Annotated in this window: 22 protein-coding genes; 14 read left to right on the top strand and 8 right to left on the bottom strand. The window is 62.7% G+C overall.

Going from position 1 to position 26,731, the window contains the following annotated elements; genetic code table 11:
• The first annotated feature begins 287 nt into the window (after nucleotides 1-287).
• Entirely contained in the window at nucleotides 288-2,135 is a 1,848-nt protein-coding gene (locus K7W42_RS11825) for a cellulose binding domain-containing protein (RefSeq protein WP_224574878.1), read from the top strand.
• A gap of 118 nt (nucleotides 2,136-2,253) precedes the next feature.
• Here the strand turns inward: K7W42_RS11825 and K7W42_RS11820 are convergent, their stop codons facing one another.
• The 3 genes from K7W42_RS11820 to K7W42_RS23270 form a co-directional block, all read right to left on the bottom strand.
• Nucleotides 2,254-2,556 (bottom strand): metal-sensitive transcriptional regulator, encoded by a 303-nt coding sequence (locus tag K7W42_RS11820; RefSeq protein WP_224574877.1) that lies wholly within the window; start codon nucleotides 2,554-2,556, stop codon nucleotides 2,254-2,256.
• A gap of 1 nt (nucleotide 2,557) precedes the next feature.
• Entirely contained in the window at nucleotides 2,558-2,761 is a 204-nt protein-coding gene (locus K7W42_RS11815; RefSeq protein ID WP_224574876.1) for a CopZ family metallochaperone, read from the bottom strand.
• Between the two features lie 131 nt (nucleotides 2,762-2,892).
• Nucleotides 2,893-4,536 carry a GGDEF domain-containing protein gene (locus K7W42_RS23270; RefSeq protein ID WP_224574875.1) on the bottom strand — a complete coding sequence of 548 codons (1,644 nt, stop codon included), beginning with the start codon at nucleotides 4,534-4,536 and terminating at the stop codon, nucleotides 2,893-2,895.
• Nucleotides 4,537-4,823: 287 nt separating this feature from the next.
• Here K7W42_RS23270 and K7W42_RS11805 point away from each other — a divergent pair, with 287 nt between their 5' ends.
• A complete protein-coding gene (locus K7W42_RS11805; protein ID WP_224574874.1) occupies nucleotides 4,824-5,774 on the top strand; it encodes a tyrosine-type recombinase/integrase in 951 nt (316 codons plus the stop codon).
• Between the two features lie 362 nt (nucleotides 5,775-6,136).
• Nucleotides 6,137-6,688: a dihydrofolate reductase family protein gene (locus K7W42_RS11800; protein ID WP_224574873.1), complete on the top strand. Its 552-nt coding sequence runs from the start codon at nucleotides 6,137-6,139 to the stop codon at nucleotides 6,686-6,688.
• A gap of 43 nt (nucleotides 6,689-6,731) precedes the next feature.
• On the opposite strand, the gene K7W42_RS11795 is transcribed toward K7W42_RS11800, so the two are convergent.
• Complete coding sequence (locus tag K7W42_RS11795) at nucleotides 6,732-7,490, bottom strand: SDR family oxidoreductase (protein ID WP_224574872.1); 759 nt, start codon at nucleotides 7,488-7,490, stop codon at nucleotides 6,732-6,734.
• A gap of 383 nt (nucleotides 7,491-7,873) precedes the next feature.
• Nucleotides 7,874-8,278, bottom strand: coding sequence for a VOC family protein (locus tag K7W42_RS11790; protein ID WP_224574870.1), 405 nt, complete (start codon nucleotides 8,276-8,278; stop codon nucleotides 7,874-7,876).
• Between the two features lie 74 nt (nucleotides 8,279-8,352).
• Between K7W42_RS11790 and K7W42_RS11785 the strand changes: the two genes are divergently transcribed.
• Nucleotides 8,353-8,958, top strand: coding sequence for a TetR/AcrR family transcriptional regulator (locus tag K7W42_RS11785; RefSeq protein WP_224574868.1), 606 nt, complete (start codon nucleotides 8,353-8,355; stop codon nucleotides 8,956-8,958).
• Here K7W42_RS11785 and K7W42_RS11780 read toward each other — a convergent pair.
• Nucleotides 8,955-9,491: a CGNR zinc finger domain-containing protein gene (locus K7W42_RS11780; protein WP_224574866.1), complete on the bottom strand. Its 537-nt coding sequence runs from the start codon at nucleotides 9,489-9,491 to the stop codon at nucleotides 8,955-8,957. The two genes, K7W42_RS11785 and K7W42_RS11780, sit on opposite strands and share 4 nt — an antisense overlap.
• 46 nt (nucleotides 9,492-9,537) lie before the next feature.
• On the opposite strand from K7W42_RS11780, the gene K7W42_RS11775 reads away from it, so the two are divergent.
• From K7W42_RS11775 to K7W42_RS11765, 3 genes are all read left to right on the top strand, one after another.
• Nucleotides 9,538-10,716, top strand: coding sequence for an epoxide hydrolase family protein (locus K7W42_RS11775; protein WP_224574864.1), 1,179 nt, complete (start codon nucleotides 9,538-9,540; stop codon nucleotides 10,714-10,716).
• A gap of 401 nt (nucleotides 10,717-11,117) precedes the next feature.
• On the top strand, nucleotides 11,118-12,101 hold the full coding sequence (locus K7W42_RS11770; RefSeq protein ID WP_224574862.1) for a DUF3103 family protein: 984 nt from the start codon (nucleotides 11,118-11,120) through the stop codon (nucleotides 12,099-12,101).
• Between the two features lie 436 nt (nucleotides 12,102-12,537).
• The gene (locus K7W42_RS11765) at nucleotides 12,538-13,284 is read left to right on the top strand and encodes a carbonic anhydrase (RefSeq protein ID WP_224574860.1); all 747 of its coding nucleotides are present in this window, start codon (nucleotides 12,538-12,540) and stop codon (nucleotides 13,282-13,284) included.
• A 141-nt stretch (nucleotides 13,285-13,425) separates the two neighbouring features.
• Here the strand turns inward: K7W42_RS11765 and K7W42_RS11760 are convergent, their stop codons facing one another.
• Together K7W42_RS11760 and K7W42_RS11755 are read right to left on the bottom strand one after the other, a co-directional pair.
• Nucleotides 13,426-15,822: a Hint domain-containing protein gene (locus tag K7W42_RS11760; protein WP_224574858.1), complete on the bottom strand. Its 2,397-nt coding sequence runs from the start codon at nucleotides 15,820-15,822 to the stop codon at nucleotides 13,426-13,428.
• A gap of 144 nt (nucleotides 15,823-15,966) precedes the next feature.
• Nucleotides 15,967-19,932, bottom strand: a complete 3,966-nt coding sequence (locus K7W42_RS11755; RefSeq protein ID WP_224574856.1) for an Ig domain-containing protein — start codon at nucleotides 19,930-19,932, stop codon at nucleotides 15,967-15,969.
• Nucleotides 19,933-21,225: 1,293 nt separating this feature from the next.
• Between K7W42_RS11755 and K7W42_RS11750 the strand changes: the two genes are divergently transcribed.
• The 7 genes from K7W42_RS11750 to K7W42_RS22970 all read left to right on the top strand — a co-directional run bounded on the left by K7W42_RS11750 (nucleotide 21,226) and on the right by K7W42_RS22970 (nucleotide 26,720).
• Nucleotides 21,226-24,045, top strand: coding sequence for an AfsR/SARP family transcriptional regulator (locus K7W42_RS11750; protein ID WP_224574855.1), 2,820 nt, complete (start codon nucleotides 21,226-21,228; stop codon nucleotides 24,043-24,045).
• Nucleotides 24,046-24,492: 447 nt separating this feature from the next.
• Nucleotides 24,493-25,632, top strand: a complete 1,140-nt coding sequence (locus K7W42_RS11745; protein WP_224574853.1) for an FAD-dependent oxidoreductase — start codon at nucleotides 24,493-24,495, stop codon at nucleotides 25,630-25,632.
• Between the two features lie 318 nt (nucleotides 25,633-25,950).
• On the top strand, nucleotides 25,951-26,076 hold the full coding sequence (locus K7W42_RS22990) for a hypothetical protein (RefSeq protein ID WP_255449180.1): 126 nt from the start codon (nucleotides 25,951-25,953) through the stop codon (nucleotides 26,074-26,076).
• A 93-nt stretch (nucleotides 26,077-26,169) separates the two neighbouring features.
• On the top strand, nucleotides 26,170-26,298 hold the full coding sequence (locus K7W42_RS22985; protein ID WP_255639248.1) for a hypothetical protein: 129 nt from the start codon (nucleotides 26,170-26,172) through the stop codon (nucleotides 26,296-26,298).
• An 11-nt stretch (nucleotides 26,299-26,309) separates the two neighbouring features.
• On the top strand, nucleotides 26,310-26,438 hold the full coding sequence (locus K7W42_RS22980; RefSeq protein WP_255639248.1) for a hypothetical protein: 129 nt from the start codon (nucleotides 26,310-26,312) through the stop codon (nucleotides 26,436-26,438).
• Nucleotides 26,439-26,450: 12 nt separating this feature from the next.
• Nucleotides 26,451-26,579, top strand: coding sequence for a hypothetical protein (locus K7W42_RS22975; RefSeq protein WP_255639247.1), 129 nt, complete (start codon nucleotides 26,451-26,453; stop codon nucleotides 26,577-26,579).
• 12 nt (nucleotides 26,580-26,591) lie between these two features.
• Nucleotides 26,592-26,720, top strand: a complete 129-nt coding sequence (locus K7W42_RS22970; protein WP_255639246.1) for a hypothetical protein — start codon at nucleotides 26,592-26,594, stop codon at nucleotides 26,718-26,720.
• The last annotated feature ends 11 nt before the right edge of the window (nucleotides 26,721-26,731 follow it).

Genomic DNA, 26,731 nt, shown 5'->3' with positions numbered 1-26,731 from the left:
GTGCCTCGCTAACCAGATACGATCATCAGATAAAACAAGAAAATTATTTTCTTCAGCTTTGTTGAATAGTAGAAAAAACAAACCCATTCTTGAGGCGCTTAAGTGAATCAGCACGCTATACACGAAAGAGGCCATCTTCGGCGGTGCTCTATCTGTCTAGATATGCAGCAATTTATTTTCACATTCTTGTCCTGAGCCAGATGTATAACGGTGAAGTCGCCACAGCTGAATAGAGTCGCCCTGTCTCTGGGCCGCCATTTCTGTCTGACCTGACAAGGAGGCTTGCCGTGTACCGATTCCCGCGCACCCGCTTGTTGCTGACTGCCCTTTTGGCTCTGGCTGCCTGTTCCCAGACCCCGGACCCAGGTGTGGCTGGGGCTCAAGATTCGCTGCTTCAAGTGCAGGCGACCGGCCCGACAGCGACGTTTGACAGCACGGGGACCTGGGACACGGGCTTCACCGGCCGCATCACCCTCACCAACCCGGGCCCCAGCGCCATCACCAGCTGGACCCTCAAGTTCAAGTTCAATGGCAACGCTGCTGCCGGCAGCAGCGCTTGGGGTGCGGGCGGCAGCATCACCAAAGACAGCAGTGGTCTGTACACCATCACCCCCAACGCCTGGGGCGGCGCCACCATCCCCGCCGGTGGCAGTGTCACCATCGGCTATGACGGCTCTGGGCAACTCACGGGCGTCAACACCTGCACCCTCAATGGCGCCAGCTGTGCGGGCACGACCACCCCACCCCCGGGCGGTGACACCACCGCCCCCACCGTGAGTCTCAGCGCCAGTCCAGGGACGGTGACGAGTGCCGGGAACGTGACGCTCACGGCCACAGCGTCGGACAACGTGGGGGTGACGAAGGTGGAGTTTTATCAGGGCACGCGGCTGCTGAGCACTGATACGACGGCGCCGTTCACGGCGTCGGAGGCGGTGACGAGTGCCAACAACGGGAGCCGCAGCTACAGCGCCAAAGCCTTCGATGCCGCTGGCAATACCAACATCGCCTCTAGCAGCGTGACTGTCTCCATCGGCTCTACCCCGCCGCCTTCAACCAACAAGGCCATTTATGTGGGGTACGCGGGCACCTGGCAGACCAGCGTGAGCGACCTGACCACGAGCAACATTCCGCCTTATTACACCGACCTCAACCTGTCGTTCGCCCGCCCAGATACGACCTATGTCAAAGGCAGCTACGCCTTCGATCAGGCGGTGGCCGGTTTTGAATTTGCCGAGGGCGCGTCTACCCCCAACGGTCAGCGGAAGTTCACGGCGGCGCAGGCACAGACCCTGCGTAACAATGTCGCCGCTCTGAAAGCGCGCGGCACGCGGGTCTGGATCAGTGTGGGGGGCTGGGCGTACAGCCAGGGCAGTCAGTGGGCCAGCTTTAACGCCAAGCGCGTGGTTGATCTGGCCGAGGACCTGGGGGCCAGCGGCGTGGACATTGACTGGGAATCCAGCGGCAGCAGCTGCAATAAGTTGGCAGACGCCCAATTTTCATGCAGTAAAGACGCCGAAATCAAGAACATCATCAACACCCTGGATGCCGAGATTGCCGCGCGTGGCCTGAACACGCAGATCAGCATTGCGGGCTGGAGTACAGGTGCCTATTACGTGAAAGGCACGCCCTGGGAAGAAGGCAAGGTGCAGTGGGGCAGTCCGTTTGGCGGCACCATGTACCGCGTGGTGCGTGACCTGGGCGCCAAGATTGACCGCGTCAACCTGATGTCCTATGACGGCGGCACCTACTATGATCCGCGCGAGGGCTACGAGAGCTACCGCGCCATTTACGGTGGCCCTATCGCCATGGGGCTGGAAGTCGCCCCTGAGGGCAGCGGCGGCGCCATCCTGAAACTGAACGCCGAACCCGGCACTGTGTACGACGCCGAGATGAACACCGGCACCAACAACGAGGCCACCCGCTATTACAACGTCGAAACCCTGGCCACCTACATGAAAAACAAGGGCCGACCCGGCGACGGCATGATGCTGTGGCAGGTCTGGAAAGAGCGCGTGTACGCCAAGCCCCCCGCCGGCGCTGCCGGTGTAAACAGCACTGGGCAGAAGGTGTGTCAGCTGCTGGTGGTCAACGCCAACTGCTCGGGAACCGTGCCTGACCTGCCGCCGGCACAGTAAAAAAGCGCGCTGGCCCTATGCCACATCAAAACAGCAGGCGGCCCTGATCTTAGGGCTGCCTGTTGTGTTTACCTTTGCTAGGCTGTCGGGTCAAGTCACTGATGCCCGCCGGTAGCCTTCAGGTGTATTTCAAGGCTTCCATCAGCTCTTCGACCAGTTCAAGGCTGTCCCCGCGTGTGGAGGCGGTGGCAACGTGGGCCTCCAAATGGCCGCGCAGGACCACCTCACCCGCTCCCGACAGTGCGCCTTGAACCGCCTTGATCTGCCGCAGCACGTCCACGCAGTACACATTGGGATCGTCCAGCATCCGCACAATGCTGTCCAGGTGCCCGCGGGCAATACTCAGGCGCCGCGCGGCCCGCTTGCGCGCTTCCTCGGGCATGCAGAGGGTGGCGGGGTCGTGACAGGCGGCGCGCGCCATGTCAGCCGCGAAGCTGGGCGCTGTAGCCTTCTGCACTGACCGCCTGAACCAGCGCCTGCGGGTCAACCGAACCTGTCACCGTGGCCTGGCCTGCTGGCAGATTCACCTGAGCGTGTTCCACACCTGGAACGGCCAGCAGCGCTTCACGCACCGCACGCTCGCAGTGGCCGCAGGTCATCCCGGTAATCGAAAGTTCCGTCGTCATGCGCGGATGCTACCCCCCCTGGGGGGGTGCGTCAAGGCGTGGCCAGGGAGGTCGGATCAGCCGGCTGGACAGTGGCGTTTTGTCTGGTAGAGGGGCAAGGAAGCCGGCGGCGAAAGCAAGAAATCTCTGTCTTAAGGCCCTGTCTTCTCGCTGGCCCTCGGGACAGATGGATGTTCGGCGCCTTCTGCTTGACCCTCCCCCTGAAGTCGAAACGGGTCAGCCAGTTGCACCATGTTGCGGCCGGCGGCTTTGGCGGCGTAGAGCGCTGCGTCGGCTTCTTGCAGGGTACGCTTGAGTGGAATGCCCGGCTGCATGATGGCGACCCCGAAGCTCCCGGTGACGGTGAGGTCCGGAGCGAGATCGTCCCAGGTGAGGGTGTGCAGGGCGGCGCGCAGCTCCTCGCAGACCTGCTGCGCTTCGGCCAGAGTCAGGCCCTGCAAAATTAGCAGGAACTCCTCGCCGCCAAAGCGGGCCAGGCATTCCTGGTCACTTAGCTGAGCGCTGAGATGCTGCACCACCCGAATCAGAACCTCGTCGCCTATGGCGTGCCCAAAACGGTCGTTGACACTCTTAAAGTGGTCAATGTCCATCAGGGCCACACTGCTGACCCGGCCCCGCTGGGCCTCTTCCCAGAGGGCTGCCAGAGCTTCCAGGGCCACCGAGCGGTTGGGAGCGCCAGTCAGTGGATCGTGGGTGGCCGCCTCCGCCATGGCCTGCGCGCGCACCTCGGCCTCGCGGGCCTGCCGTTCAATCTGCCGCAGCTGCGCGCCCTGCTGAAAAAAGGCGCGGTAGAGCGCTTCGGTGCGCTGCGTCAGCTGCCGCTGCACCCCAAACGCCTCGCGGAAGTGCCCCTGCTGCGCGCGGGCGTCGGCGACCGCCTGCCAGGCGTGAACGGCCAGCAGTTCCCGGCTGTCCTGCTCAAACAGCAGCGCGGCCTCCTGGGCATCGGTGATGACGGCGGCCCAGGCGCGGCGCTCGGCATGCACGCCGGCGCGTTCGAGCAGGGCGCGGCCCAGATGCGTTCTGATGCCACTGGCGCGGGCCAGGTGAATGCGTTCGGTGGCCAGGGCCAGGGCCTCATCGGTATGGCGGCGCAGCAGGGCGTAGGCCGTCAGGGAATCCAGAATGTCTGGCTGCCAGCGCGGCGCCAGCTGTTCGTCGCGGCGCATGGTCCCCAGCACAGCGGCCGACGTCTGGACCTGGGCTTCCACGCCTGGGCGCAGACCCGGTGGCACCTCGTTCTGGCGGAGGGCCAGACTTGATCCCTTGACATAGTTGATGTGAAACGACTGGTACAGCTCGGTGCCCACGCGCTCATCCACAATCAGCAGGCCAGCAGCGTGTTCGGAGGTCAGCAGGGCGTGCAGCCGCAAGGTGGCCGCGCCGTACAGTCCGCGTTCCAGCTCAAAATGAGACGCATTGACCGCTGCCAGGGCCACGCCGCGCACGTAGCCACTGGCGCGGGACAGGGCGTCGGCCTCGGCGAAGTGGCTGCTGGCGCCCAGGTCATCGTAAGCCTCGCCCATCACCAGGGCCACCGTGACATGCGCCTTCACTTCTAGCGCTGGCTCGCCGGCACTGCGGGCCGCGTCCAGACACTGCACGGCGTGGGTCATGGCCAGGGCCGATTCGCCCAGGTCCAGCGCAACGTAAGCGGCGTCCCGGTGCAGCATGGTCAGGTCGGCCGGCGCACTTACATGCTGAAGCTGGGCAGTCAAAGCCGCCAGCTCGTTCCGCGCCTGCCCCAGATCGGTCACCGTGATGAAGCACCCCACTTGAAACTCGAATACGTCAGCGACGTCATTGCGGCCTATACTACCGCGTCCAGGGTGTGATTTTTGGACTCTTTGAATGCCAGGCTGAGAGTTACCAGCAGGTGCCCAGCCTTGGAGAAGTGCCCGAAAGGGAAAAACAGGCCGTGCCGTCCGATCTGCTCAGGGCTGGGGGTCAAGTGCTGGCTTGCCGGTATTAGTGTCAAACATAAAGGCGAGCCAGTACCATAAGGGCCCGTGCGGCCCTGTTCTTCATGCTCTCCATGTCAGTCTCTTTCAGGAGTTTGCCCATGAGCCTTGTCCGGTCTGCGGACACCCTGGCCCTGACCAACCTCACCGATCAGGCCCTCCGGGTGCGGGCCGTTGAGGCAGCCGCCACCTACGATCTTGAGCTGCTGGTCCAGATGACGATGGCGTACATGCTTGCTGGCAGCCGCAAAGGAGCGCGCACCAGTCCAAAAACACTGGAGGCCTACAGTCTGGCTGTGCGGGATTTTGTGCCGTGGGCACAGGCTCAGGGGGTCCAACTGCTCCGGCCGGGTCGGCGCGACGGCGGCCGCTATGTGGCGCAGCTCCAGACCCGGCCGTCACAGGGCCGTGGCCGGACGGGCACGCTGAGTGCTTCAACCGTGGCGCAGTACGTGGCGGGCGCGCGGGCGCTGTACCGGGCGTTGCGCTGGGCGGGCGCGACAGAAGCCCAGCCCTTCGAGGACGCCCACGTCCCGCCTGATCCCACGCCGGGCATCGTCAAGAACCCGCCGTATATGCACGAGATCGACGAGGTGCTGGTTCAGTGTGAGCCCCGTCTTGCGGCCCTCCTGCTGCTCTGTGCCCATGCAGGGCTCCGAATCAGCGAGGCGCTGAATGTCACCGTGGGCGACCTGCGGGGGAGCCAGCTGACTGTCCACGGGAAGGGCGGCAAAATTCGGCAGGTCCCTCTGGGCAAGCGGGTCCGCGCCGCCCTTGCGGGCCTCGCCCCTGTCCGTTCAGAGGGCGCGCTGTTCGACTGGACGTACCACCAGGCGAAGTACCAGATGTCACTTGCGTTCCGCGCAGCGGGGCAGGGGCATGCCTGGCGAGGCTTTCACGCCGCGCGCAAGCACTCAGGGACACGCCTATACCGCGCCACTAAAGACTTTACCCGCGTTGGCCTGTTTCTCGGGCACTCTTCAGTGGACACCACCCGGCGCTATGTCGCGTTAGAAGAAAATGACGTGCAAAGCGAGGTCGAAGACTTCTAAAGTCAAAGCTGCTGTGGGTTGGAGAGCCAGGCATAGTCTGCCAGGACAGGAAGGGGTTCGCTTGTCCGTAGCCCGCGCAGTGAGAAAGCCAACTGCACTGGGTCCACAGATGACGCTCTACATTCAGGTCTGCCTTGCCAGCATCGTCTTGAAGGTGCTGTACTGCACCTGGCCTCGGCTGGATCGGCGACTTGATGGCTGCGTAGTCTTCATCAGGTCACGGGCGCAGCGCCTCTTCCAGCCAAGTCTGCTCAGCTTGGCGACGGCAGAGGGACTCAGAACTCAGCGGCGAGCCTTCACCAGGAGAATTTGATGCGTATACACGGATGGTTTCACCCTCTTAGTCGTCACGGGCTACGCTGATGTCTCTCGTCTTTCTTGACCTGGCCATGTCTCTTGACGGCTTTATCGCAGGGCCACAGGGCGAGGACGGGGGTCTGCACGACTGGTATTTCGCTGAACAAGGCGCCGCCGACGACATCAAGCGGGAACTCCTGGACGGCATCGGGGCGATCATCCTGGGGCATACAGCCTTTGGGACGGCGCCCGACGGCTTTGACACTGAGTACCACGTGCCGCATTTCATCCTGACCCATCAGCCACGGCCCACCATCACGCGCGGAGGGGCCACGTTCTCCTTCGTCACGGATGGCCTTCACCGGTGTGTGGCCCAGGCCCGCGAAGCCGCCGGCCGCCAGGATGTCTGCGTGGCTGGCGGCGCGGACCTTGCCCGGCAATGTCTCCAAGCCGGACTGCTGGACGCCCTGCAGATTCATCTGGTGCCCGTCCTGTTGGGTGGGGGCTTGCCGCTGTTCGGCCATCTCGGGCAGCGCGTTCCCTTGGAACGTGTTCGTGTCGTCCAGTCGCCCCACGCCACGCATTTGACGTACAACATCGTGCAGCCAACGGCCTAAGTCAGAGAACCAGCAGGAGCATCAAGCTGCAGCGCGTCCCAGTTCAGCGGCCGTAAGCGGCGTCGTTGCGGGCCTTGAAGAGGGCGTCCGCTTCTCCGCGCCGCTCGGCGTACCGTTGCAGCTTGACCCGCTCAATAACCACTTCTTCGGCGTCTGGCTGCTCTGTGAGAATCTGCATCGTTTCCCTGATGTAGTCGGCCAGTGGGAGAGCATGGGGATTTGTGGCTTGCTGCGGGCCCTGCAGTTCCGTCTGTGTAAAGGGCGGAATCAGCTCAATCACTTGCACCGCCGTGTCCTGAAGCTGGTAGCGCAGAGTCTGGGTGTAGGCGTGCAGACCGGCCTTCGTGGCGCTGTAGGCCGGGGTAAGGGCCCAGGGCGAGTAGGCAATCCCAGACGTCACCGTCAAGATGGCCGCGCGGGGCTGCTCGAGCAGATGCCCGATCAGGGCGGCAGTGAGACGCATGGGACCGAGCAGGTTGGTGGTGACCGTCGTTTCGGCGGCTTCGGTGGTGCCGTCTTTGAGGTCTTCGTTGATCATGACGCCAGCGTTATGGATGACCATGTTTAAGGACGGCACTTCCTGAAGAAGGTGCTCGGCGAAGGTCTGAATGCCGTGGGCGCTTTCAAGGTCAAGGGGAATTCCCCGCATCCCAGGGTGGGCCGCCGTCACGGCGTCCAGGGCGTCTTGACGGCGACCGGCAATCACCACCTGATTTCCCAGCTGGTGAAAGGCCTCAGCGAGGGCGCGGCCAATGCCGCTGCCGCCGCCGGTAATCAGGATGGTGTTCCCAGTCATGTCCATAGGCGCCACTGTAAAACCGCAGTCCGCCCAGTGGAAGAAGGCACTGGCCAGTGCCCTACACACTGCAAAGAAACCAAGCTGCAAGGGTGCATAAGGGACTGAAGGTCAATTGAAGGCGTAGAGCCTTGCCGTGCGAGCAGGGGTCAGGTACGCCATCTGTTGGTGCTGAGCTGAACGTGACCACCGACTAGAGGCGCCGCATCCCAACTGAGCAGAGCCTCAATCGCCTGTCAGTGGTGCGGCGCCCCCTATCAATCATAGCTTGACGCGCTTCGATTCTCTTGGTGCCTCAGCAGTGAATCCAGGTGGAGTGACAGTTTAGGACGTGCGTTATAGCTGGGATAGAGCTGCGAAGCCTTGCACGGCGGAGTTCACTGTCCGCGTCAGCCCTCTGCGGGTTGCTGACGCTGGCGTGCTTCGGCGGTCACAGGGGTAAAGAAATTGAGCAGCGTGCCGTCTGGATCACGGCAGAGCAGAGACCGGTTGCCCCAGGGCTGCGTGATGGGTTCCTGAACCACCTCGGCCACCTGCCGGACCCGCTCGAAGACCTGATCAACATCGTCCACCAGAAACTCAACAATGACGCTCTGGTTGGCCGCTGGACGCACCAGTTCAGCGCCCATGTGAGCCATTGTTCTGGGATGGCCGATGGCCAGGGCCACCGCCGACCAGCGCAGTTCGGCAAAGTCTACCGTGTACCGGGTGGCGACCTGACCTGTCACCGCTTCGTAAAATTGAACAAGACGGTCCACGTTCTCCGTCATCATGCGCAGGGAAACCAGTTGCATACTTCCTCCTCTCATTTTGAACCACAGCTTTTACGCTACGATACGGTAGCGTAGCGTTAAAGGAAAAGCAAGCCATGCCCAGATCAACCCCAGCCACAGCAGACCCCAGGACGGACGCCCGAGTTTTGCGTTCCAGGGCGGCCATTCTGCAAGTCACGCTTGATCTCCTGACTGAACAGGGCCTCGGGGGCATGAGTATTGACGAGGTCGCGCGCCGCTCTGGGATTGCCAAGACGACCATCTACCGGCATTGGCCGACTCGGTCAGCGCTGATCCTCGACGCCTGCGCCCTCCTGAGCGCCCACATGGACGTTCCGGCGACAGGCCACCTCCACGAGGACATCACGACGCTTCTGACCTCTATTACGGCTCAACTGCAGGCTTCACGCTGGTCTTCTGTCCTGCCCTCGGTCATGGACGCGGCTGAGCGCGATGCTGATCTTGCGGCGGTCTACAGCCAACTTCAGTACAGTCACGCGCAGGCTGTTCGGACGGTCCTGACGGATGCCAGGACGCGAGGAGCGTTGCCGGACGCCGCCGATGTTGATCTGCTGACTGCCGGCCTGCTCGGCACCCTGTTCTACGGGCGCTGGTTCTCACGGCAGGCGCTCAGCGCCTCACAGCTTGCGCAGTTGGTGACGATCATGCTGGGGCCGCCTGCCCAGGATGAACAGCTTTAGGTGCCCTCCTGTAAGCGTCGCGTTCGGTAGCGCCGCATTTTATTCCGACTGCCACAGGTGTCCATAGAACACCAGGCTTTCACTGCCGCTTTCGACGCATCGAAATAAGACGCGCCACAGGTGGCGTCACGGCAGACTTTAAAGCGCCGCCAGACGCCCAGTTGCATGGCCTGAAGGGCCAATACTAGAAGCCGCGCGGTGGGATTGCCCTGGGCTGCTGTAGTCAGCGCCACTTGCCCCTCGGTATCGACGGCGGGCCGCACGCCGTGAGTCACGATCAACTGATTCAGCAGTGCAGCAGCCTCGTCGGGCGCGCCGCTGTCGATACCGTTGTTGTGCGCCTGCAAGCTTCTCAGAGCCTGGTGCAATTGGAGAGCGTTTGCACAGGAGGTCGTGACTTCAGCTTCAGGGACTTCAGGCCAGAGTCGCTGGTTCCAGACAAGCCAGCCTGGCGCCCCATCAGCAAAGTCATGCCAGAGGAACGACTCCAACGCCCGAAATCTTTCGGGCGTGCCTTCACGGTGTTCTGGCATACGTCACCTCCTTGCCAAACACGCGGTTACCACTCAAGATATTTATATGGTAACAGAATTGAGCGAGGGCCGGCAGGGGCGAAGCGAGCCATTTCGCGTGCAGTTTTCCCAGGAGCTGCGGGACGATCTCCGGCGTCGGCTGGCGGCCGTCCGGTGGAGCGACGCCGTCACAGCCGACTGGCGCTATGGCATGAACCCAGGGGTGCTGAGAACGCTGATCGGCCACTGGCAGACCTCGTATGACTTTGACGCAGCAGAAGAGCGGTTGAATGCCATTCCGCAGTTCCGGGTCGAGATTGACGGATTTGGAGTTCACTACCTTCTGCTGAAGGGGAGGGGACCGCGCCCTCGGCCCCTACTGCTCATGAATGGGTGGCCCTCCAGTTTCGCGGAGTATCAGCGGCTGGCGCCTCGCCTGGCCGACCCTGAAGCGTTTGGAGGCGCTGCCGATGAGTCGTTTGACGTCATCATGCCCGCCCTGCCTGGCTTTGGCTTCTCCGATCGGCCTCGCCAGCCACATCAGGTCCTGGCCGAAGATTTTTTTCACCGCCTGATGACAGAGGAGCTGGGATATACCCAGTATTTCGCGTCTGGGACTGATATCGGCGCAGGTGTAGCCACCCGGTTGGCCATGAAGTTTCTGGGAGCAGTGACAGGGATTCACCTCTCTGCCGTCGCAGACCCCCCGTTGACCCCGGCGTCCCGTCCCCTGTCACCATCGGAAACCGACTACCTGGCGCAGGCCGACCAGTGGGCGCGGGAAGAGGGCGCCTACGAACATGTGCATTACACCCGGCCCCAGACCCTCGCCTTTGCGCTGAGTGATAGTCCGGTGGGACTGGCAAGTTGGATCGTGGAGAAGTTTGCCCTATGGAGCGACCACGGTGCGGGGGAAGACGTGTTGGATGTCTTTCCATTGGATCTGCTCATTGACAATCTGATGATTTACTGGGCCACGGAAACGATTGGTTCGTCCATGCGCTATTACTTCGATGATCGTCATTTTCGCCCCCCTCTAACCGCAGAGGATCACGTCAATGTACCGACCGCCGTGTGCATGTGGCCCGCCGATCTGGTGACAGCTCCGAGAGAATGGGCGGAGCGGTTTTACGATGTCCGGCAGTATTCTCGGCCCGCACGGGGAGGCCACTTTCCGGCCTGGGAAGCCCCTGAGGTCTATGCCGAGGATTTCCGGGCGTTCGTCCGTGGTCTGGCATTGAGCTAACAGTCAATGATTTCAACCAGAAGTGGCGTGTACCAGGAATGACAGGCAGTGAGGCCAGATGCAGTGAATCATTCCTCTAAGGCGAGCGAGAGGTCATCTTCAGGGAAGCCCTGGCAGTAGGGGTGGCGCGGTGCCTAAGGCAAAATGGAGGCTCTCCCGACATATACGCCCTGAACCTGCGATAGATGCCTGCCTCTGAGGTCCTTCACCTCAAGTGTCTTTAAAGGCGCTGTGGCCCGTTTATGCCCGCTTTCAAGAAAAGGCCGGCGTATAAGCCTAAATTTCATGACTTGTTCATCTGACTGCGTACAGACCTACTGCTCGCTTTAAGAGGGTATGGTGCTCTTGCCAGCCAATTTCAGGTGTTGCTGCGGACTCAGGGGGCGACCCCAGGGGGTTTTATGACGCTGTCTCGTTTTCTTCCCGTTCCCTTGACACTCAGCCTCCTTCTTGCGCTTGCGGCGTGTGGTCAGCCCACAGTCGCCCCGACGGCCGTAGCGGCCGCGCCTACGCAGACACAGGCCCAGACCAACGCGGCGCTGCATACCTTTGCCCGGCAACTGGCCGCCGGCCTGACGGACCCCAACATGCGGTCTCTGATCGCGCAGCAGACGGCCCTCCAGTTCGATGGAGATACGGAAGTCCTGTACCGCACTCTTGCCGCTCAGGCCGTCGGGTCCCGCACGTTTGCGCAGGCCCTGTCCACCGAACTCGGCGCGCAGAGCTTGACGGCGCTCACTGCTCAGGTTCCGAACTTGCAGGTGGCTGTACGCGGCGCGGCCTGGGATCCGGCGCGCACGATCCCCTGGGTGGCCGTGGCCCCAGAAGGCGGCGACGAATACGCGCCCGTGGTGGCCTACGATGCGCAGGGCCGCGCGCATCAACTTGATGGCCGCACGCCTCCAAGTGCGCCCGTGGTGGTGGTGGGCGTCAATGAGCGGGTAGACGCCGACGGTCAGCTGCTGAAGGAAGCGCCTTTACCCAGCGCGGCAATGGCTGCTCAGGGTTGTTACCAGGTCAAGCTGGTGCGGCTGGACCTCTATGACGACATGGAACCCTGGACCAAGGGGAAAGCAGAAATCTGGGTGGCTGTTAAAGGGACCGGGATTGGCTGGCACGGTCAGCTGAAGATGGTCACGGAACCGGGAGATTACCTGGATGCCATTCAGGTCTTTGGATGCACCAGCAGCGACGTGCGCTTCTACTGGTACGAGAAAGACGGGTCAAACTTTGACTTCGAAATCTCTGTGAATGGGTATGGGTTCGGCATCAAGATTGATGACAGCAATGACTTTTTAGGCAGTACCACCATGCGTAAATCGCTGTTTGAAGGTACCTCTGTCAATACTGTGAACCTCGGTAATCTGAAGCAGTACACCCACTGATACACGCAGCCTGGTGCCGGTCAACGCAGCAACTGGCATAGTCCCAAGGTATTGTTTGGGGCTATACCCGCGCACCAGACCGAATTATTTTTCTGCTGAAGCTGTGTGAAGGGCAGGGGTAGTACTACGTGCATATGTAGAGAGCTTCAGGTCTACTTTTCTTATTGAGCCTGAATGTGTGAGGTTGCCAAGATTCAGGGCCTCCGTCTGCCGTCAGGCCCCCCTACTTGATGCATAAGGCTCTTTGACGCACACAGTTCAGCCGTGATGGCCACCTGTTCAACTTTCTGGTGCACTCCGGGGGCCTCCCCATCAAACCCATCTCTTTGTCCTGAGATAGGTGTCAGTCAAGGAAGAAATCAGCCCCCAGGACGCTTTTACCTGGCTTGACTCAATGCGCCCGCTATTCCATTTCTATTGACTGCAAGGATAAGTCATGAAAGAAAAAGCCACGCTTCAACCCGTTCGTCGCCGATTCATTCAGAGGGCTGTCCAGACGCTTGCCGGGGTGACCCTGTTCGGGCTCAAACCAGCGGTGCTGGCACAAGCAACGGCGCCGGGGAGTAATCTGGCCCGCTCTCCTATCACGGACCCAGACGCGGCACTCCGCGAGCTGACGCTGGGCAACCTGAGGTTTCAACAGGGCCAGATGACCCACCCGGACAATACCCTTGAACGCCGGACGCTGGTCGCTGCCAAGCAGCAGCCATACGCCATTATTTTTGCCTGCTCAGATTCTCGTGAGGCGCCGGAGCTCATCTTCGATGAAGGGCTGGGTGACCTTTTTGTGATCCGCACAGCTGGTCATGTGTTGGACGGTGCCGCCCTGGGGAGTCTGGAGTTCGGCGTTGCTGAACTGGGGATTCCCTTGCTGGTGGTGCTGGGACATGAACGCTGTGGCGCGGTCACGGCAACGATGGACGTTGTTGAACGGAGGGCGTTGGCGCCCGGCAACATAGAGACGCTGGTGGCCGCCATTCGCCCAGCAGTGCTTTACGGCAAGGGCGAAGGCGCGGCCCGTGTCGATCAGGTTGTGCGGGCCAACACAGCCCTGACCATCCAGCGGTTACAGCGCTCAGCCATTCTCGCTGAAGCCGTGGAGCGTGGAAAGCTCAAAATTGTTGGCGGCCACTATGATCTGGACACCGGCGCAGTGAGTTTTGGCGTCACCTTACCGGAGTAAGCCAGTGTCTTGGCGGGTTGCGGCCACGTGACAGCAGGGGAGCGTGGGGCAAGCGAAGTGGTGCCACGCAGTTGGCAGGACAGGGTTTAAAAGTGCCCTCACACTTGGGCCACCTGCTGAAGCCACCGCCCCCGCCCAAATTCAATTGCCAGAAACTCGGGTACGCGCCAGCCGATGCGCGCCCACTTGCCGGAACTGTTCTGCCAGGTGCTCGCCTGTCTGCACGGCCCTGGCCATCTGCTGACCTACGCCCGGCGCTTCAGCAGAGGACACCTCTGGTCCCGATGGGTGCAGCGTCACCTCTTCCACCGCGAGGCGGCCTACGATGACGCCCTCGGGGGAGAAGAGGAAGTGTTCCTGGACGCCCTGGGTCGCCTGCAGTTCCAGGTTGAACCGGAAGTGGCCGATCACAAGTGTCTCAGCGCTCAGGGTCCCCACCAGGGCCGCCGGGCCGCCGCTCCCGCCGGCCACCTTGAAGTCGATCAGCTGATCAAGCAGCAGCAGCCAGCGCGTCTTTTCGCCCTGGCCCAGGGGGAGCGCAAACACCCGGTCACCTTCCTGCCTGCTTTGCAGTCCAGCGCCCCGCAGACGGAACTCCAGGGTCGAGCTCACCTGTGCAGGAAGCCCGGAGTCGCCCAGCAGTTCGAGGTCCCGCACGATGAGGCCGGCGGAGGTGTCACTCCTGCCACTGCCTGTCAGGGCTGGCCTGGACAGACGGCGGCGTATGGTCCGGGCATGTTGACGGATCAACTGGGCTTCCAGCATGGAGGCCTGCTCGTCCCACCGACCTTCTCGCAAATAAAAGTTGACGTCGGGCACGGCCGGTAGGGTCGCCGGCACAGCCAGGACAGCTGAGGCGTCCTCTGACGGCGGCAAGCGGAGCTGACTTACGGCTTCGGCCACTTGGCGGACCGTTGCCACTTCAGCCTGGGCACTGCCGATCATGCCTTGAAGGGCGCTGGCGACCGCCACGGTGCAGGCGAGGTCAAAACTGGGATCTGCTGTTTCCGATTCGGCAGCCAGAAACGTGTCTGGACCGCCTACATAGTAGGCCGGCTTATCTTCCGTCCAGCGCTCCAGCAGCAGATCATAGACGCGCTCCTCGGCGTCGTCGCCCTGAAGAGCCGTGAGTTGTGTCACCTCCACTTCGGTTTCACCCTGTTGCCAGCCCTGCAGACGACTGCCAGGGCGCAGGGCGGTTACCCCGTCTCTGATCCGGTCCGGCAAAGAGTCCATCAGCGCCCAGGGATCGACCGCAGCCAGCGCTGGAGTCTGCCCCGCCCCGCTGATTGCACAACGGAAAGGATGGGCGGAGGTGACAAAGACCTCCAGCCCGTTCAGCTGGTAGAGGGCTCGGCCCTGACGCAGAGGGCTTTCGATCAGAATGACCCGGCGAGGCCCCCGGCTGGACAGCACCTCATCTCCGATGGCAAGCGTCTCAATCGCCTGTACAGTGCCGTCCGCCATCAACACCAGTGTTCCTCGTCCGAAACAGCTGCTGGGCGGCGGGTTATACCAGTTGAGTGCCCCCCAGTTGCACAGGCTGGTGGCGTACCCGTGAGGCTCTGAGGTGGAAAAGGGGATAGGGACGACCGGGGGATCGGAAGCGACAGCCGTCATCTCGGTTTCTGGCAGGTCGGCGGCAATGGTTCCGGCTGCCTGGGCGCTCACGTCACTGCCGCTGAGCGCAGCAAACCAGCTGGTGTACCCACCACTCCACCAGACGCCGGGACCCACCTGAGCCGGCACCGTGAGCCCGCCGGCGGCGCTCTGCTGAATAATGTCGTCCACGTTGGGCGCGCCCAGCGCCTTGAGGCTGATCCACAGATTGAACAGAAACCAGACGGCGGCGTTGGTGCTGTCGCCCCCCATAGCCACCGCCTGATTGATGTTGCTGGTGAACTGCCCTTTGACTGCCGCGTCGCTCAGCAGGCTCACAGCCGCGCTTCCCTGCCCTGCACCCAGCACGGCCGAGACCACCGCAGCGGTCGGTGAGAAGCCGGTGGAAAACACGCCGAGGTAGCTGGCTGACAGCGCAGGCAGCAGCGCGGCATTGTCGTTGCTCAGATCGGTGCTGAGTTTGCCCGTATCCAGCGAGGGCGAGACAGCCAGCCGAACCGCGTCCGTTAGCACGGTGACGCCAAAATTGCCCCACCACTGGTTGTTCAGATTGCCGCTGGTCGCCTGGACCTGGGTGGCCACGGCATTGGCCGTCGCTGACAGGGCCACGCCGCTATAGAAGGCATTCTGGTAGCCGCTGGAGTTTCCATTATACGAATAGGTTGTGTAATAGCCGAAGCCGCTGTCGCTGGGATGAGGCGCGATGCCGGGATTGGGCATATTGACTTCCAGCAGGGTGGCGAGGGCGCTGCGGTGCACCTGTTCAATGGTCATGTCGCCGTAGTACGGCAGGGCATTGACGAGCGCGGTGACCTGGGTGAGCACGGGGTCGTCGGTCAGTGCCAGAGCGGCGCCGCTGTCAAGACTGCTGGTCATGGCCTGAGCGAACTGGGCCTGCAGCTGAGGGTAGGTACTCATTCATTCTCTCCTGAAGCTTGGGGAGGCCTGCTGAGGCCAGACATGGGCCTCAGCGGTAACCTGCTGTTGACGCCCGGCGCTGTGAAACGCAGTTCGGGCAGTTTCCACTGCCAGAAGCATGTGCTCCTGGCAGTGGCGTGCTGGTCAGGCGGGTGGAGTCGGTGCGGTCACGCTGAGGGTGAAGGTGGTCTGGGCGGTGCCGAGGGCATTTTGGGCGGTCACGGTATAGGTGCCGCTGGACGCTGGTGTGGCGGGCTGACCCGTCGGCACCAGCGCGCCGGTCGTCGTCCCAAACGTCAGGAAGCTGGGGGCCTGAGGGCTCAGGGCGAAGGTGGCGGGCGTACTTGGATAGACCCCGTAGGCCGGCCCAAAACTCTGCTGGACTGACGGTGTACTGTTCAGAATGAAGTTGACATCAACCATCTTCATGTAATTCGGCGCCATCCCCGACATCCGTAGGGTGAAGGTGGAGCCGCTGCCCGCCTGGTAGGTCACGCCGCTGGCAGTCTGCACCAGAAAGCCAGCCGCCTGGGCCGGCGCGTAGTTGCCCTTCGCGTCCGGCAGGACGGCCTGCCAGGTCAGATTGAGAGACGCCAGATTCTTGCCGTCGCTGGTCAGGGTGGCGGTGCCGCTGGGCCTGCTCAGCCAGGTCTGGCTCGTGACTTTTGGTTCGTCTGCCAGGAGGCCCTGTGGAGGGTTGGCCGCCTTGGCCATCTGCGGACGGAACGCGACTGTCTGGTCATCCAGCAGACTGAGGAAGCCCGCGACCGGCGCACTCTTTGGATCAGGCTGAATCAGCGTGATGATCTGACTCAGGCCCTGCGCGTCGGTGGTAACTTGCCACACGCAGTCGGGAAGGGCTGTGGCCGCGCCCACGCCGATAGTCCCTTGCGGGCTGACTGAGAGCACGGAAGTTCCTGCGCCCAGGGTGCAGCCGATCATCAGCAGGTTCTTCTGATCCGGGTTGATGTACTGCGTCACGTAATCCACGCTGCTCGCCTTGCCGGCCACGTAGAAGCCGGCAGGTTGGACGTACTTCTTCACGAACTCCTCAACGGGGTCTGGCGGCGTCTGGGTCAACTCGTAAATCATGAGCCCCACTCCGGCCAGCGCCAGCAGCACGGCCAGGGGACCGGCCACTGAGATGAGACCGGCCATAAACCCGTCCGCCGCGATCAGGCCCCCTGAAACGGCCCATCCCCCCAGGGTACCGAACAACATCAAAGAGCCGCTGACAATATTGATGATGTCGCTCGCCAGCTGAATGCCCTTTTCGCCCTGGCTGATCTGGTAGATGCTGAACCCGATGCCCGCCAGGATGAACAGGGGCCCAACGCGAGTTGCAATAAACTCGTCCAGGTTTCGGCCAAAGACCTTCCCGACCCAGCCCGCCTGTTCCGCTGCCGTCTCGGCACTGTTGACCAGCACAGCAGTCACGACCCCTTGATCCACCACGGCCAGTTTGCCAATGGTCCCTTCGGTATCGGCCAGCCAGCGGGCAGCAGAATTGCCGATCCGGACCAGCCCCTGGTCCAGCGCGGAGTCTTCTCCGACCGTGATGATCTTGCTGACGGCGGCGGCCCGCTGCGCGCGGGTCATGCCTTCGACGCTGTAGATGGCGTAAATGCGGACCCCCCGCTTGACCACAGCCGCCACGATCTGAAGCCCAATCTGTGAGGCCTCGATCACGACCTGAGCTTTTTGGGCGTCGGTCAGTTTGTCCCACTGCTTAAACGTGGTCACGAGGTTAAAGACAGCCAGGCCAGTGATTCCGCCGATTAGCAGGGAACCGAACAGATTGGAGACGGACGAGAATCTAGGGAACTTGGCCGTGAACCATTTGACGAAACGGTTGGCGATAAAGGGCAGCGCGAGGGCGTCCTGAATGGCACCCGAGAAGTCGCGCAGCGCCTCAAGGGAATCGTGCAGCATCTTGTCGGCGTCCTCGTCTTGCAAGATGGCGCTGATCTGCGCGGCCGCCTGTGCGATCTGCTGATCTTCGTTGTTGAGGTTCTGCGTCACGAAGTACTGGAGATACTGCTTGATGAGGTCGAAACTCTGGGCGTCGCCAGTAAAGCCGAACATGCTGGGCAGGATGTTCGTCGCCATGAAGGTGTTGATGGTGGTGGTGTACTGCTGCGCGAAGTAGCCGCTGGGATCCAGTGCGGTCAGCACGGCCACGTTCTGCTGAAAGAGCCGGGACAATGTCGTGCCGTCGCTGGACCCCGTGTTGATGCCCATTTGCAGCGCGATGTTGGCCAGGACCGCCGGCGTGGTGTTGTAGCTGTAAAAGGCGAACGCCCAATACAGCGAATTGGTCTTGGCGTAGGCCCCAACCGCCGTCACCTCGGTAATCAGCTTGGTTTTCAGGTCCGGGTCGGTGGCGTCGGCCACCACGTTGGTGTTGATGTCGTTGACGCTCTGGGCGATCTGGGCGTCAATCTGCGGACTGTACGTGCCCGCATTGGTCTGCTGATCGGTCAGGTACTGGGCCGTCAGGGGAAAACGCTGCTGCCATTCGTAGGTGAAGAGCAGCTGGCTGTGCGTGTAGTACACCTTGGAGGTGCCTACCTGCGATTTGAGCCACTGATCGGCCCGTGGGCCGTTCATATTGTTGCAGTTCACGTCGGAGCCGCCGGACATACCTGAGGTCATCACTGCCGTTGCCAGTGACTGATACCAGGCTTTCGGATCGGCGACGCCCTCAACCGGCGAATTGGCCACCACCGCCAGCTCTCCAGTCAATGACGGCTGCGGCTGCTGGGGAAACAGGAGTTTCCACATGTCAGCCGGTATAAAGCTGTTCATGATGTTGCTCAGGTCGTTGGTGACGGCGGCCTGGACCGCGTCCCCCCACTGCCCCTGACTGTTCTGAACGAAGGGATTCATCGCCAGCAGGCCGTAAATGTCCAGGGTGCTGCTGTACAGGGCGTCCGTTGCCTCTGCATGCCGCGCGGTCAAGGCGGGATGCAGGTCCTCATGGGCTTTAAGGGTCGCCAGGGCGTGATTGCCGCTCAGTCGCCGCAGCATCTGGCCCTGCCCAGCGTCGGCTAGCGAACCATCCGCCTCAAAGGTGGCCTGACCCTGCGCCGCCAGGCCCAGGCGCCCCTGCAGATCGGCAGGCAGGGCGTTCCAGAACAAGGTGTCGCCACGGACGGCGGTCCCAGGCACCGGTTGTCCGTCTACCATCAACTGTCCATTGAAAATGCCGAACGGCGCCTGGCCCTCGGCCGCCTGGTAATAGCCGGTGATCCGCGCGTTTTGCCGGACCCCCCGCATCCCCACCAGGGTGCCTTGCGGGGCCAGGTTGTCGATCATCATGACGCCGTCCAGCGCGCTGGCGGCGGCGTCTTCCACCACCTGCATCCAGTACGGATACACACTGTCTGGGCCGGTAAACGGCTCGCCCTGGTCATCTTGCGGAGGCACATTCGATTTGAAGGTGAGGTCCCAGACAGTCAGCCCGTGCCGGTTACCCAGCTGCAGCGTTGAGGCGAAGGTGCCCAGGCCAGGAGACCACGGCACGTCTTCTGTCTGGTTGTCCGTGAAGGTGAAGGTGATGGTCGGTGGCTGAAACGGCCCCCCGGTGGTCACGGTGTAGCTGAGGTTGAGCCGGCCCTTCACCCAGCCGGCATTTACCCACGCGGGCGAGGTGGGGTCCCAGTTGAACCCCACGACGGTGCCGCCGCTGGTTTCATAGGTGGCGCCGGTGTTGAGGGCCATGTCGCATAGAAAGTTGGCTGTGGACGAAGCGTCAACGTTGATAGGAGCGTCCACTGGACCAATGACCCCCGTGCCGCCCCGGCTGGTGGTCAGGGTCAGCTGGCCGCCGCCGAAGGCGCCCCGCCAACTCAGCCGCCGGTCGTGACTGTCGTAGCGCCAGGCATCGCGCGGGAGCAGCAGCTGGTCCAAGAAGAGCTGATCTTGCGAAGGATCGTGGACGTCGGGCCGCAGCAAGGTGACCTGCCCTGGCAGTGGACCCGCGCCGTTGTCAAAGGTGTTCATGCGGCTCAACGTGAACAGGTGTGCCTCAGAGCGGTCTGTTCGGGGTAGAGGCGTGGCCATGTGGGTGGGCCGGGCCGCAGCAGAACGGTCAGTGAGTGCAGTCATGAAAAGCTCCTCTGGCACGTCTGTGCCAGATTGCGGGGCAGGGCTCAATAGAGAAGCAGGTGCTCACGACGCTGCGACCCCGCAACGAGGCGGCGCCGTGGTGACCTGTAGGTCGGCCGGAACCGCTGAGGCCCGGCTGATCCTGCGGAGACCTTAGTTCACGGCTGGAAGCTCTTCAGGCAAGCGGCACACTCCAGGGGAAAAAGCGAAGCAGGACGGAAAGAATGGCGTTGCCCAAGGCGAGAGACGCGCCTGTGGACGGGTCAGCTGGCCTGGACAGCTTCATTGTTGAGTTTGAGCGTTATCCGCGCGTTAACGCCGGCGCTCTAAAGCTGCCGGCGTAGGACATGTGGCGCCAAGCACGCAGCATCGAATCTGGCGCAGATAGAGATAAGCCTTGACGATAGGAGAGACCATCAGGGCGACCCGCAGAAACCCAAAGTGCCGTGGAACAGGCGGCGCGGCAGCTGTCTCCTTGGCGCCACCCACGAGCCGGGCATCAGCCTTGTTTGGCCAGCCGAATGGCTGACTGCGGGTCGAGAGAAGAGGAGTGTGAATTAAAAAATACCGCTCTGAAAGGTCCTTTAAGCGTTTAGGGAGAGCTATTGGGTGACCTCAGGAGCGAGAACGAAAACGTTGCTCGCCGGGCTGCGTCTGAATTGATGAGCCCTTCTCTAACCGGCAGCGCCCCAACTCCACTTCCCTTCTGCAGGAGCGAGCAAGCCCACTGCTGTTCCTGAAGGGCAATTTAGAGGCAGCGTCCAGAGCCTCACAGCAGTCTTCGGTGTGCTTGATGACAAGCACACCGAAGAGAGTGGATTCACAAAGCGGTGTAAGAGAGTGACTGTCATGGACAGCCGCACAGCAGGTGCAACAGAGGACCGCTTGCTGGTCAGCTGGGCGGAACCGGTTGCCCTGGCTGTAGGCAACCACCAATTGGGAGGGGAATAGGCAGAATGATGCCCACGCCGCCCTGGAGCGTATTGGAATTGGGCGTCCCTTCGGCTGAGGCGACAGAGGTATTCAGAAGGGCGAGCAAAACGATGATGAGGGTGCGCATGGGTGTTCCTCCTGTGATCTAAGTGAGCACAGCGTAAAAACCGCTCGGAGAAAACTGGGAGAAACAGCACAATCGCCTGGAGAATGACTTTAGATGGCGCGCTCGTTTCGGCGTACTGGACAGGTTTTTAGATCTGCCGGCCTATGGCCTGAGCCACATGTATACTGGGTCATCTCCCTCATTTTCTTGATGGGGGCCTCATCCTCTTTGTGCCTGCTCCCTGGAGTGCTGTGATGATTCCACGCCCCCTGCGTCATGAACTTCGCCGCACGCATCTCCTGGACCGTATTGAGCGCAGTGAAGAGAGCCTGGTGCTGCTGATTGCCCCGTCGGGGTTCGGCAAGACCACGTTGATGGCGCAGTATGCCCGGCAGGGAGGACGCCGCTCTGCGTGGCTGAGCCTGAGCCCAGATGACGGCGATCCCGCCATTTTCAACACCCGTTTTCTGCACACGCTGCGGGAGGAAATTCCAGAAGCGCACCTGCCCGATGGGCCCCGCGAGTTTATAGACCCCCGCAGCTGTGCCCGCGCCCTGAACGCACTGGACGACCACGTGCTGCTCACCCTGGATCACCTGCACCTGGCCCATGTCAATACCCTGCGCTGGTTGGCAGAGTTCGTGCAGGACTTGCATGAAGGGCACCGTGTGCTGGCCGCCGCGCCGCGCCGCCCGGATTTGCCTCTGCCGACAGCGTTCATGGCCGAGCAGACGCTTCTGATCAGCGGGGACCAGTTGCGCTTTACGCCGCAGGAGACGCAGGCGTACTTCGAGCGGCGCGGCGCGTACGTACCCGATCTGGTAGAGACGCGCGGCCTGAGCGGCTGGCCCGCTGGGCTGGCGCTGCTGGCGGCGAACGCGCACGGCACGCTGTCGCCACTGGACCTGGTGCGCGACCTCCTGTCTCGCCTGCCCAGCAAGGTGCGCGCGGCCTTCCCTGAAGCTGCCACCCTGGAGGAGTGGAGCGAGACCCGCGCCCGAGACGCGCAGCTGTCACTTCCAGACGGCTGGATAGAGGCGGCGCAGGATGTTGGGCTCCCCATGACACCGGTGGCCCCAGGCCGCTTTGTGCCGCTTCAGGCAGTGATGGACGTTCTGCGAGAAGAACTGGGACGCACACCCGAACGCGCCGCGCAGTTATACCGCCGGGCGGCGGAGCAGGCCGAGGCGCGCGGAGAGCCGCTGCTGGCTTTGCAGCACTACGAACGCGGGGGTCACGCGCTGCCCGCGCAGACTCTGGCCACGCGGCTGTGCAGTGAGTACCTGTGGCGCATTGATTACCCCTCTGTGCTGAGCACTCTGGAACAGTTGCGGCGCTGGCAGCCCCTTCCGCCCGCCCTGAACGCCGCGCTGGCACTGGCCCTTATCCGGACAGACCGCGTGCAGGAGGGCGAGTCCTTGGCCGCGAGTCTGCTGGAACAGGAGCTGGAACCCGACGCGCTGCGCGCACTGGCGCACGCCGCGCACCGCCGGGGCGAACGGCAGATGCAGCTGCATTACGCGCAGCTTCTGACCCAGCACGCACGGACCCGCTCGCAGCGTGCCGACGCCGCGCGCTTGGAGGTGGCGGCGCTGCTGCGCCTGGGCCGCCCGCAGGAGGCTGCCGCCCGCGCCGACGTGCTGCTGGACACCTCCCAGGCTCTGCATCCCCTGGAGTGGGCCGGCACATACTTCACTCTGCACACCATCTATGAAGAGCTGCGCGACCCAGTGCTGAGTGAACAGCATCTGCGCAGCGCTCTGGATCTGTACGAGTCCATGCACAGCCACCAGCAGATTGCTGTCTGTCTGAACGACCTGGCGATGTTGCGTGCTCAGGCGGGCGCGCTGGAAGAAGCGCAGGGGCTGGTGGGCCGCGCGCTCGACCTGATTGGCAGCAGCATGCCGGACCTGCGGGTGGTGTATCTGGAGACGCAGGGAGACGTGCTGCTATGGAACGCGGAGTTTGGCGGCGCGGCGCAGGCCTACGCCCAGGCACTGGAGGCCGCGCGGCAGCGGCACCTGACCCCACTCATTACCCGGATTCAGCTGGGCCACGCGCACACCCTGACCCAGCTGGGCGACTTTCCCGCGGCCCAGGAGGCGCTTGATGACGCCGCCGCCAATCTGCCGCCCACCGACCAGCCGCTGCGCGCGGCCCTGACCTTCACGCGGGCTGTGCTGGCTTTTGCCCAGGGCCAACTGGACGAAGCCCGGACCCTCTGGCAGGAAGACGCCTCGGACAGCGACCTGCGCCGCGCGTACCTGGCCCTGCTGGATGGACAGCCCAGCTCTGTGCCGCTGCCTGCCTATCTGCGCCGCGCCCACAGCGTAACCCTGCGCGGCCCCGCACCGCCCATTAAGCCTGCTCCGGCTTTTCCTGCTGCCGAGGGCTTTACACTGCACCTCCAGACCTGCGGCAGTGTGCAGGCCACGCTGAACGGCGCGCCACTGCACCTGCCGTTCAGCCGGGCGGCGGACCTGCTGGCTTATCTGGCCCTGCAGGCCCAGGCGAGCCGGGCCGACATCATCCGGGACCTGTGGGACGGGTCAAACGACACGCGCGCCGTCAATTACGCCAAACTCACCATTCGCAAGCTGCGCGCGGCCCTGGAAGATCACCTGCCGTTTAACCCACTGCCCTTTGAAAAGAACCTGTATGCCCTGGCCCCGGCCCTGACTGTCCACAGCGACGCCACGCTGATTCTGGACGCCGAACACAGCACCGATCTGGACCTGCTACGCCGAGCCGTGCAGGCCCACGCTGCGCCGTTCATGCCCGCCCTGGAAGGGGAGTGGGCCGAGGCCTTCCGCGAACGACTTCAGGGCGCCGCGCAGGCGGCTGGCCTGCGCCTGATGGCGCGCGCCGAGTTGCCCGAAGCTGTGGCCACCGCCCGGCACCTGCTGCACCTGGACCCCCTCCACGAGGCCACCTATCTGGCCCTGCTGGACGCTTACGAACAGGCGGGGGACACGGTGGGCGCGCAGGGCACCTACCGCGAGTATGCCCGCATGCTGGACCGTGAACTGGCGGCGCGTCCAGCGGCCCCCCTGCGCGAACGCTACGCACGCTGAGACAGATATACGTCCGTCCCAGCTGGAAAAGTGCCGAACGGTCCTCGCCTTCAGCGCTCTGCAAACCCAATTCTGAAAACTTCTGACTGTTTCGGAACTGGCCTGGCACCGCAGTGGGCTGTGCCGAAACGCTCCACCACAGGGACGCGGTGGAGGCGTTGACTGTGGGGCCTTTGCCGCAGCGCACCTGATAATTCCGTCGGTCAAGTCGGGCTGCACCCGAAAGGCGTGCCAGAGGGGAAACTCCTGTCTTCTCCTGTTGGTGAATGCTGTTGGTGGAGTCCAGACGCCGTCACGTGACAGACCACCTCGCCGAGATGACTCTCTTGCTGCCCAGCAGTGAACGCCTCCAATCTCGACGTGGGGATGTTTATCAAACATCCATTTCTGCCCAGCCCTGTAAGCGGGCGTGCCGATCCTCCCGCCCGTCTTTGCTTCTCTGCAGGCATGACACCAAGATACGTGTTAATCGCTGGGGCCAGCATTGCTGGGCCAGCTCTGGCCTACTGGCTTCACCGTTATGGCTGGGACGTCACCGTCGTCGAACGGGCGCCTACCCTCCGCACGGGTGGCCACAACGTCGACCTTCGGGGACCAGGCCGCGAAGTCATTCGCCGTATGGGGCTCGAAGCCGCCGTGCGCGCCGCCAGTACCGGTGAAGTCGGCACCCGCTTTATTGGGCAGGACGGTCAGGTGGTCGCTGAATTTCCGGTCCGCCCCGGTGACGACGACAGCGCCACCGCCGAACTGGAAATTCTCCGCGGGGACCTGGCGCAGCTCCTGTACGACGCCACGGCACAGGACGTCACCTACCGTTTTGGTGACCGGATTCAGGCCCTTCACGATGAAGGCCAACAGGTTGCGGTGACCTTTGAGCATGGACCAGCTCAGACGTTCGACTTGGTGGTCGCCGCCGATGGCCTGCACTCCAAGACCCGTCACCTCATGTTTGGCGACGAACCTCAAGTCAAGCCCGTGGGCCAGACGATGCTGTTCCTGACCATCCCTCGTCAGGCTTCGGATGTGAACTGGTGGCAGTGGTACACCACCACCCATGGCCGGGCCGTCCACCTGCGCCCTGACCGGTACGGGACCATTCGCGCGCTCCTGTCTTATACCTCGGGCAAAGCCAACGCGCCTCACCCGTCCGAAGAGGAGCAGCAGCATCTGTTCCAACAGAAGTTTAGGGATGCAGGCTGGGAGGCGAACCGAGTCCTGGACGGGCTTCAACAGGCAGACGATTGGTACTTCGACGTGCTGGCCCAGGTCAAGGCGCCTCGGTGGTCACAGGGACGGCGGGCGATGGTTGGGGACGCGGCGTACTGTGCCAGTCCGATCAGTGGGATGGGGACCAGCTTGGCGCTTACCGGCGCCTATGTCCTGGCGGGGGAAGTGGCGGCGCATGTGGATGTGCGTGATGGGCTAAAAGCGTATGAACGGCTGATGCGGCCGTACGTGGAGCAGGCGCAGCGCCTGCCGCCGGGGACGCCCCGCCTGGCCAACCCGGAGACGCGCCTGGGTGTGGCGGCGTGGCATGGCCTGATCAGAGTGCTGGCGGCGGCACCGAAAGGTTGGCTGGGGTGCTGACCTCGAAGAAGCCGCCCATTGAGCTGAGTGACTACCGCCATCTGGAGCAAGGGCGGTAGACAGGCCGGTTTGAGAGAAGTCGGTCTCCAAGAGAGTTCGTGGGTGAATGCTCAGGATGGTCGCCTACGGCCGCCGATGCCAAGCGAACAGCCGACTCTACCGACAGAATCACCGGATGTAATGTCCCGGCAATCTACCGGCCAGAAGCTGGAAAAACACTGTCAAGTCGGGGCAAAGGGGGGGCCCGCATACTCATTTCAACGAACGGGACGCAGCCCACAGCAGCAAACCCCGAACGCAACCAGGGAGGGAATACTGATGAAGGAACCAGACACCACTGACCAGCTCGCTGTCTTCGTCCTGACCGGCTTCCGGTTCATCCTGCCGAACGACACCACCGCTTCGGAAGGATTCCAGGGCTTCCTGGAAAGCACAGTCGACTGATGACCGCCTCTTTGCCGTACGTCCACACCTTCCTGCCTCTGGACCTCGACTTGGGCCCGCAGGCGTCTGCTCTCACCCTTCAGGAGGATTGACATGAACAACTTCACTGCCCAGAACGAACTCGACGGCGTGGCCGTCCTGGCCCTGACCGGCTACGTCCTGATCGTCGCCAACGACGAGCAGCCCGCCTTCGACAGCCTGATCGCGGCTGACATCAAATAAGGAGACCTGACATGAATAACTTTACTGCCCAGAACGAACTCGACGGCGTGGCCGTCCTGGCCCTGACCGGTTACGTCCTGATCGTCGCCAACGACGAGCAGCCCGCCTTCGACAGCCTGATCGCGGCTGACATCAAATAAAGGAGACCTGACATGAACAACTTCACTGTGCAGAACGAACTCGATGGCGTGGCCGTCCTGGCCCTGACCGGCTACGTCCTGATTGTCGCCAACGATGAGCAGCCCGCTTTCGACAGCCTGATCGCGGCTGACATCAAATAAAGGAGACCTGACATGAACAACTTCACTGTGCAGAACGAACTCGACGGCGTGGCCGTCCTGGCCCTGACCGGCTACGTCCTGATTATCGCCAACGACGAGCAGCCCGCTTTCGACAGCCTGCTGATCAGCGAAGTCCTGTAATCCACGCCCCG

It is taken from the genome of Deinococcus betulae (genome assembly GCF_020166395.1).
GTDB lineage: Bacteria > Deinococcota > Deinococci > Deinococcales > Deinococcaceae > Deinococcus > Deinococcus betulae.
This window is presented reverse-complemented; position numbering and strand designations above follow the sequence as displayed.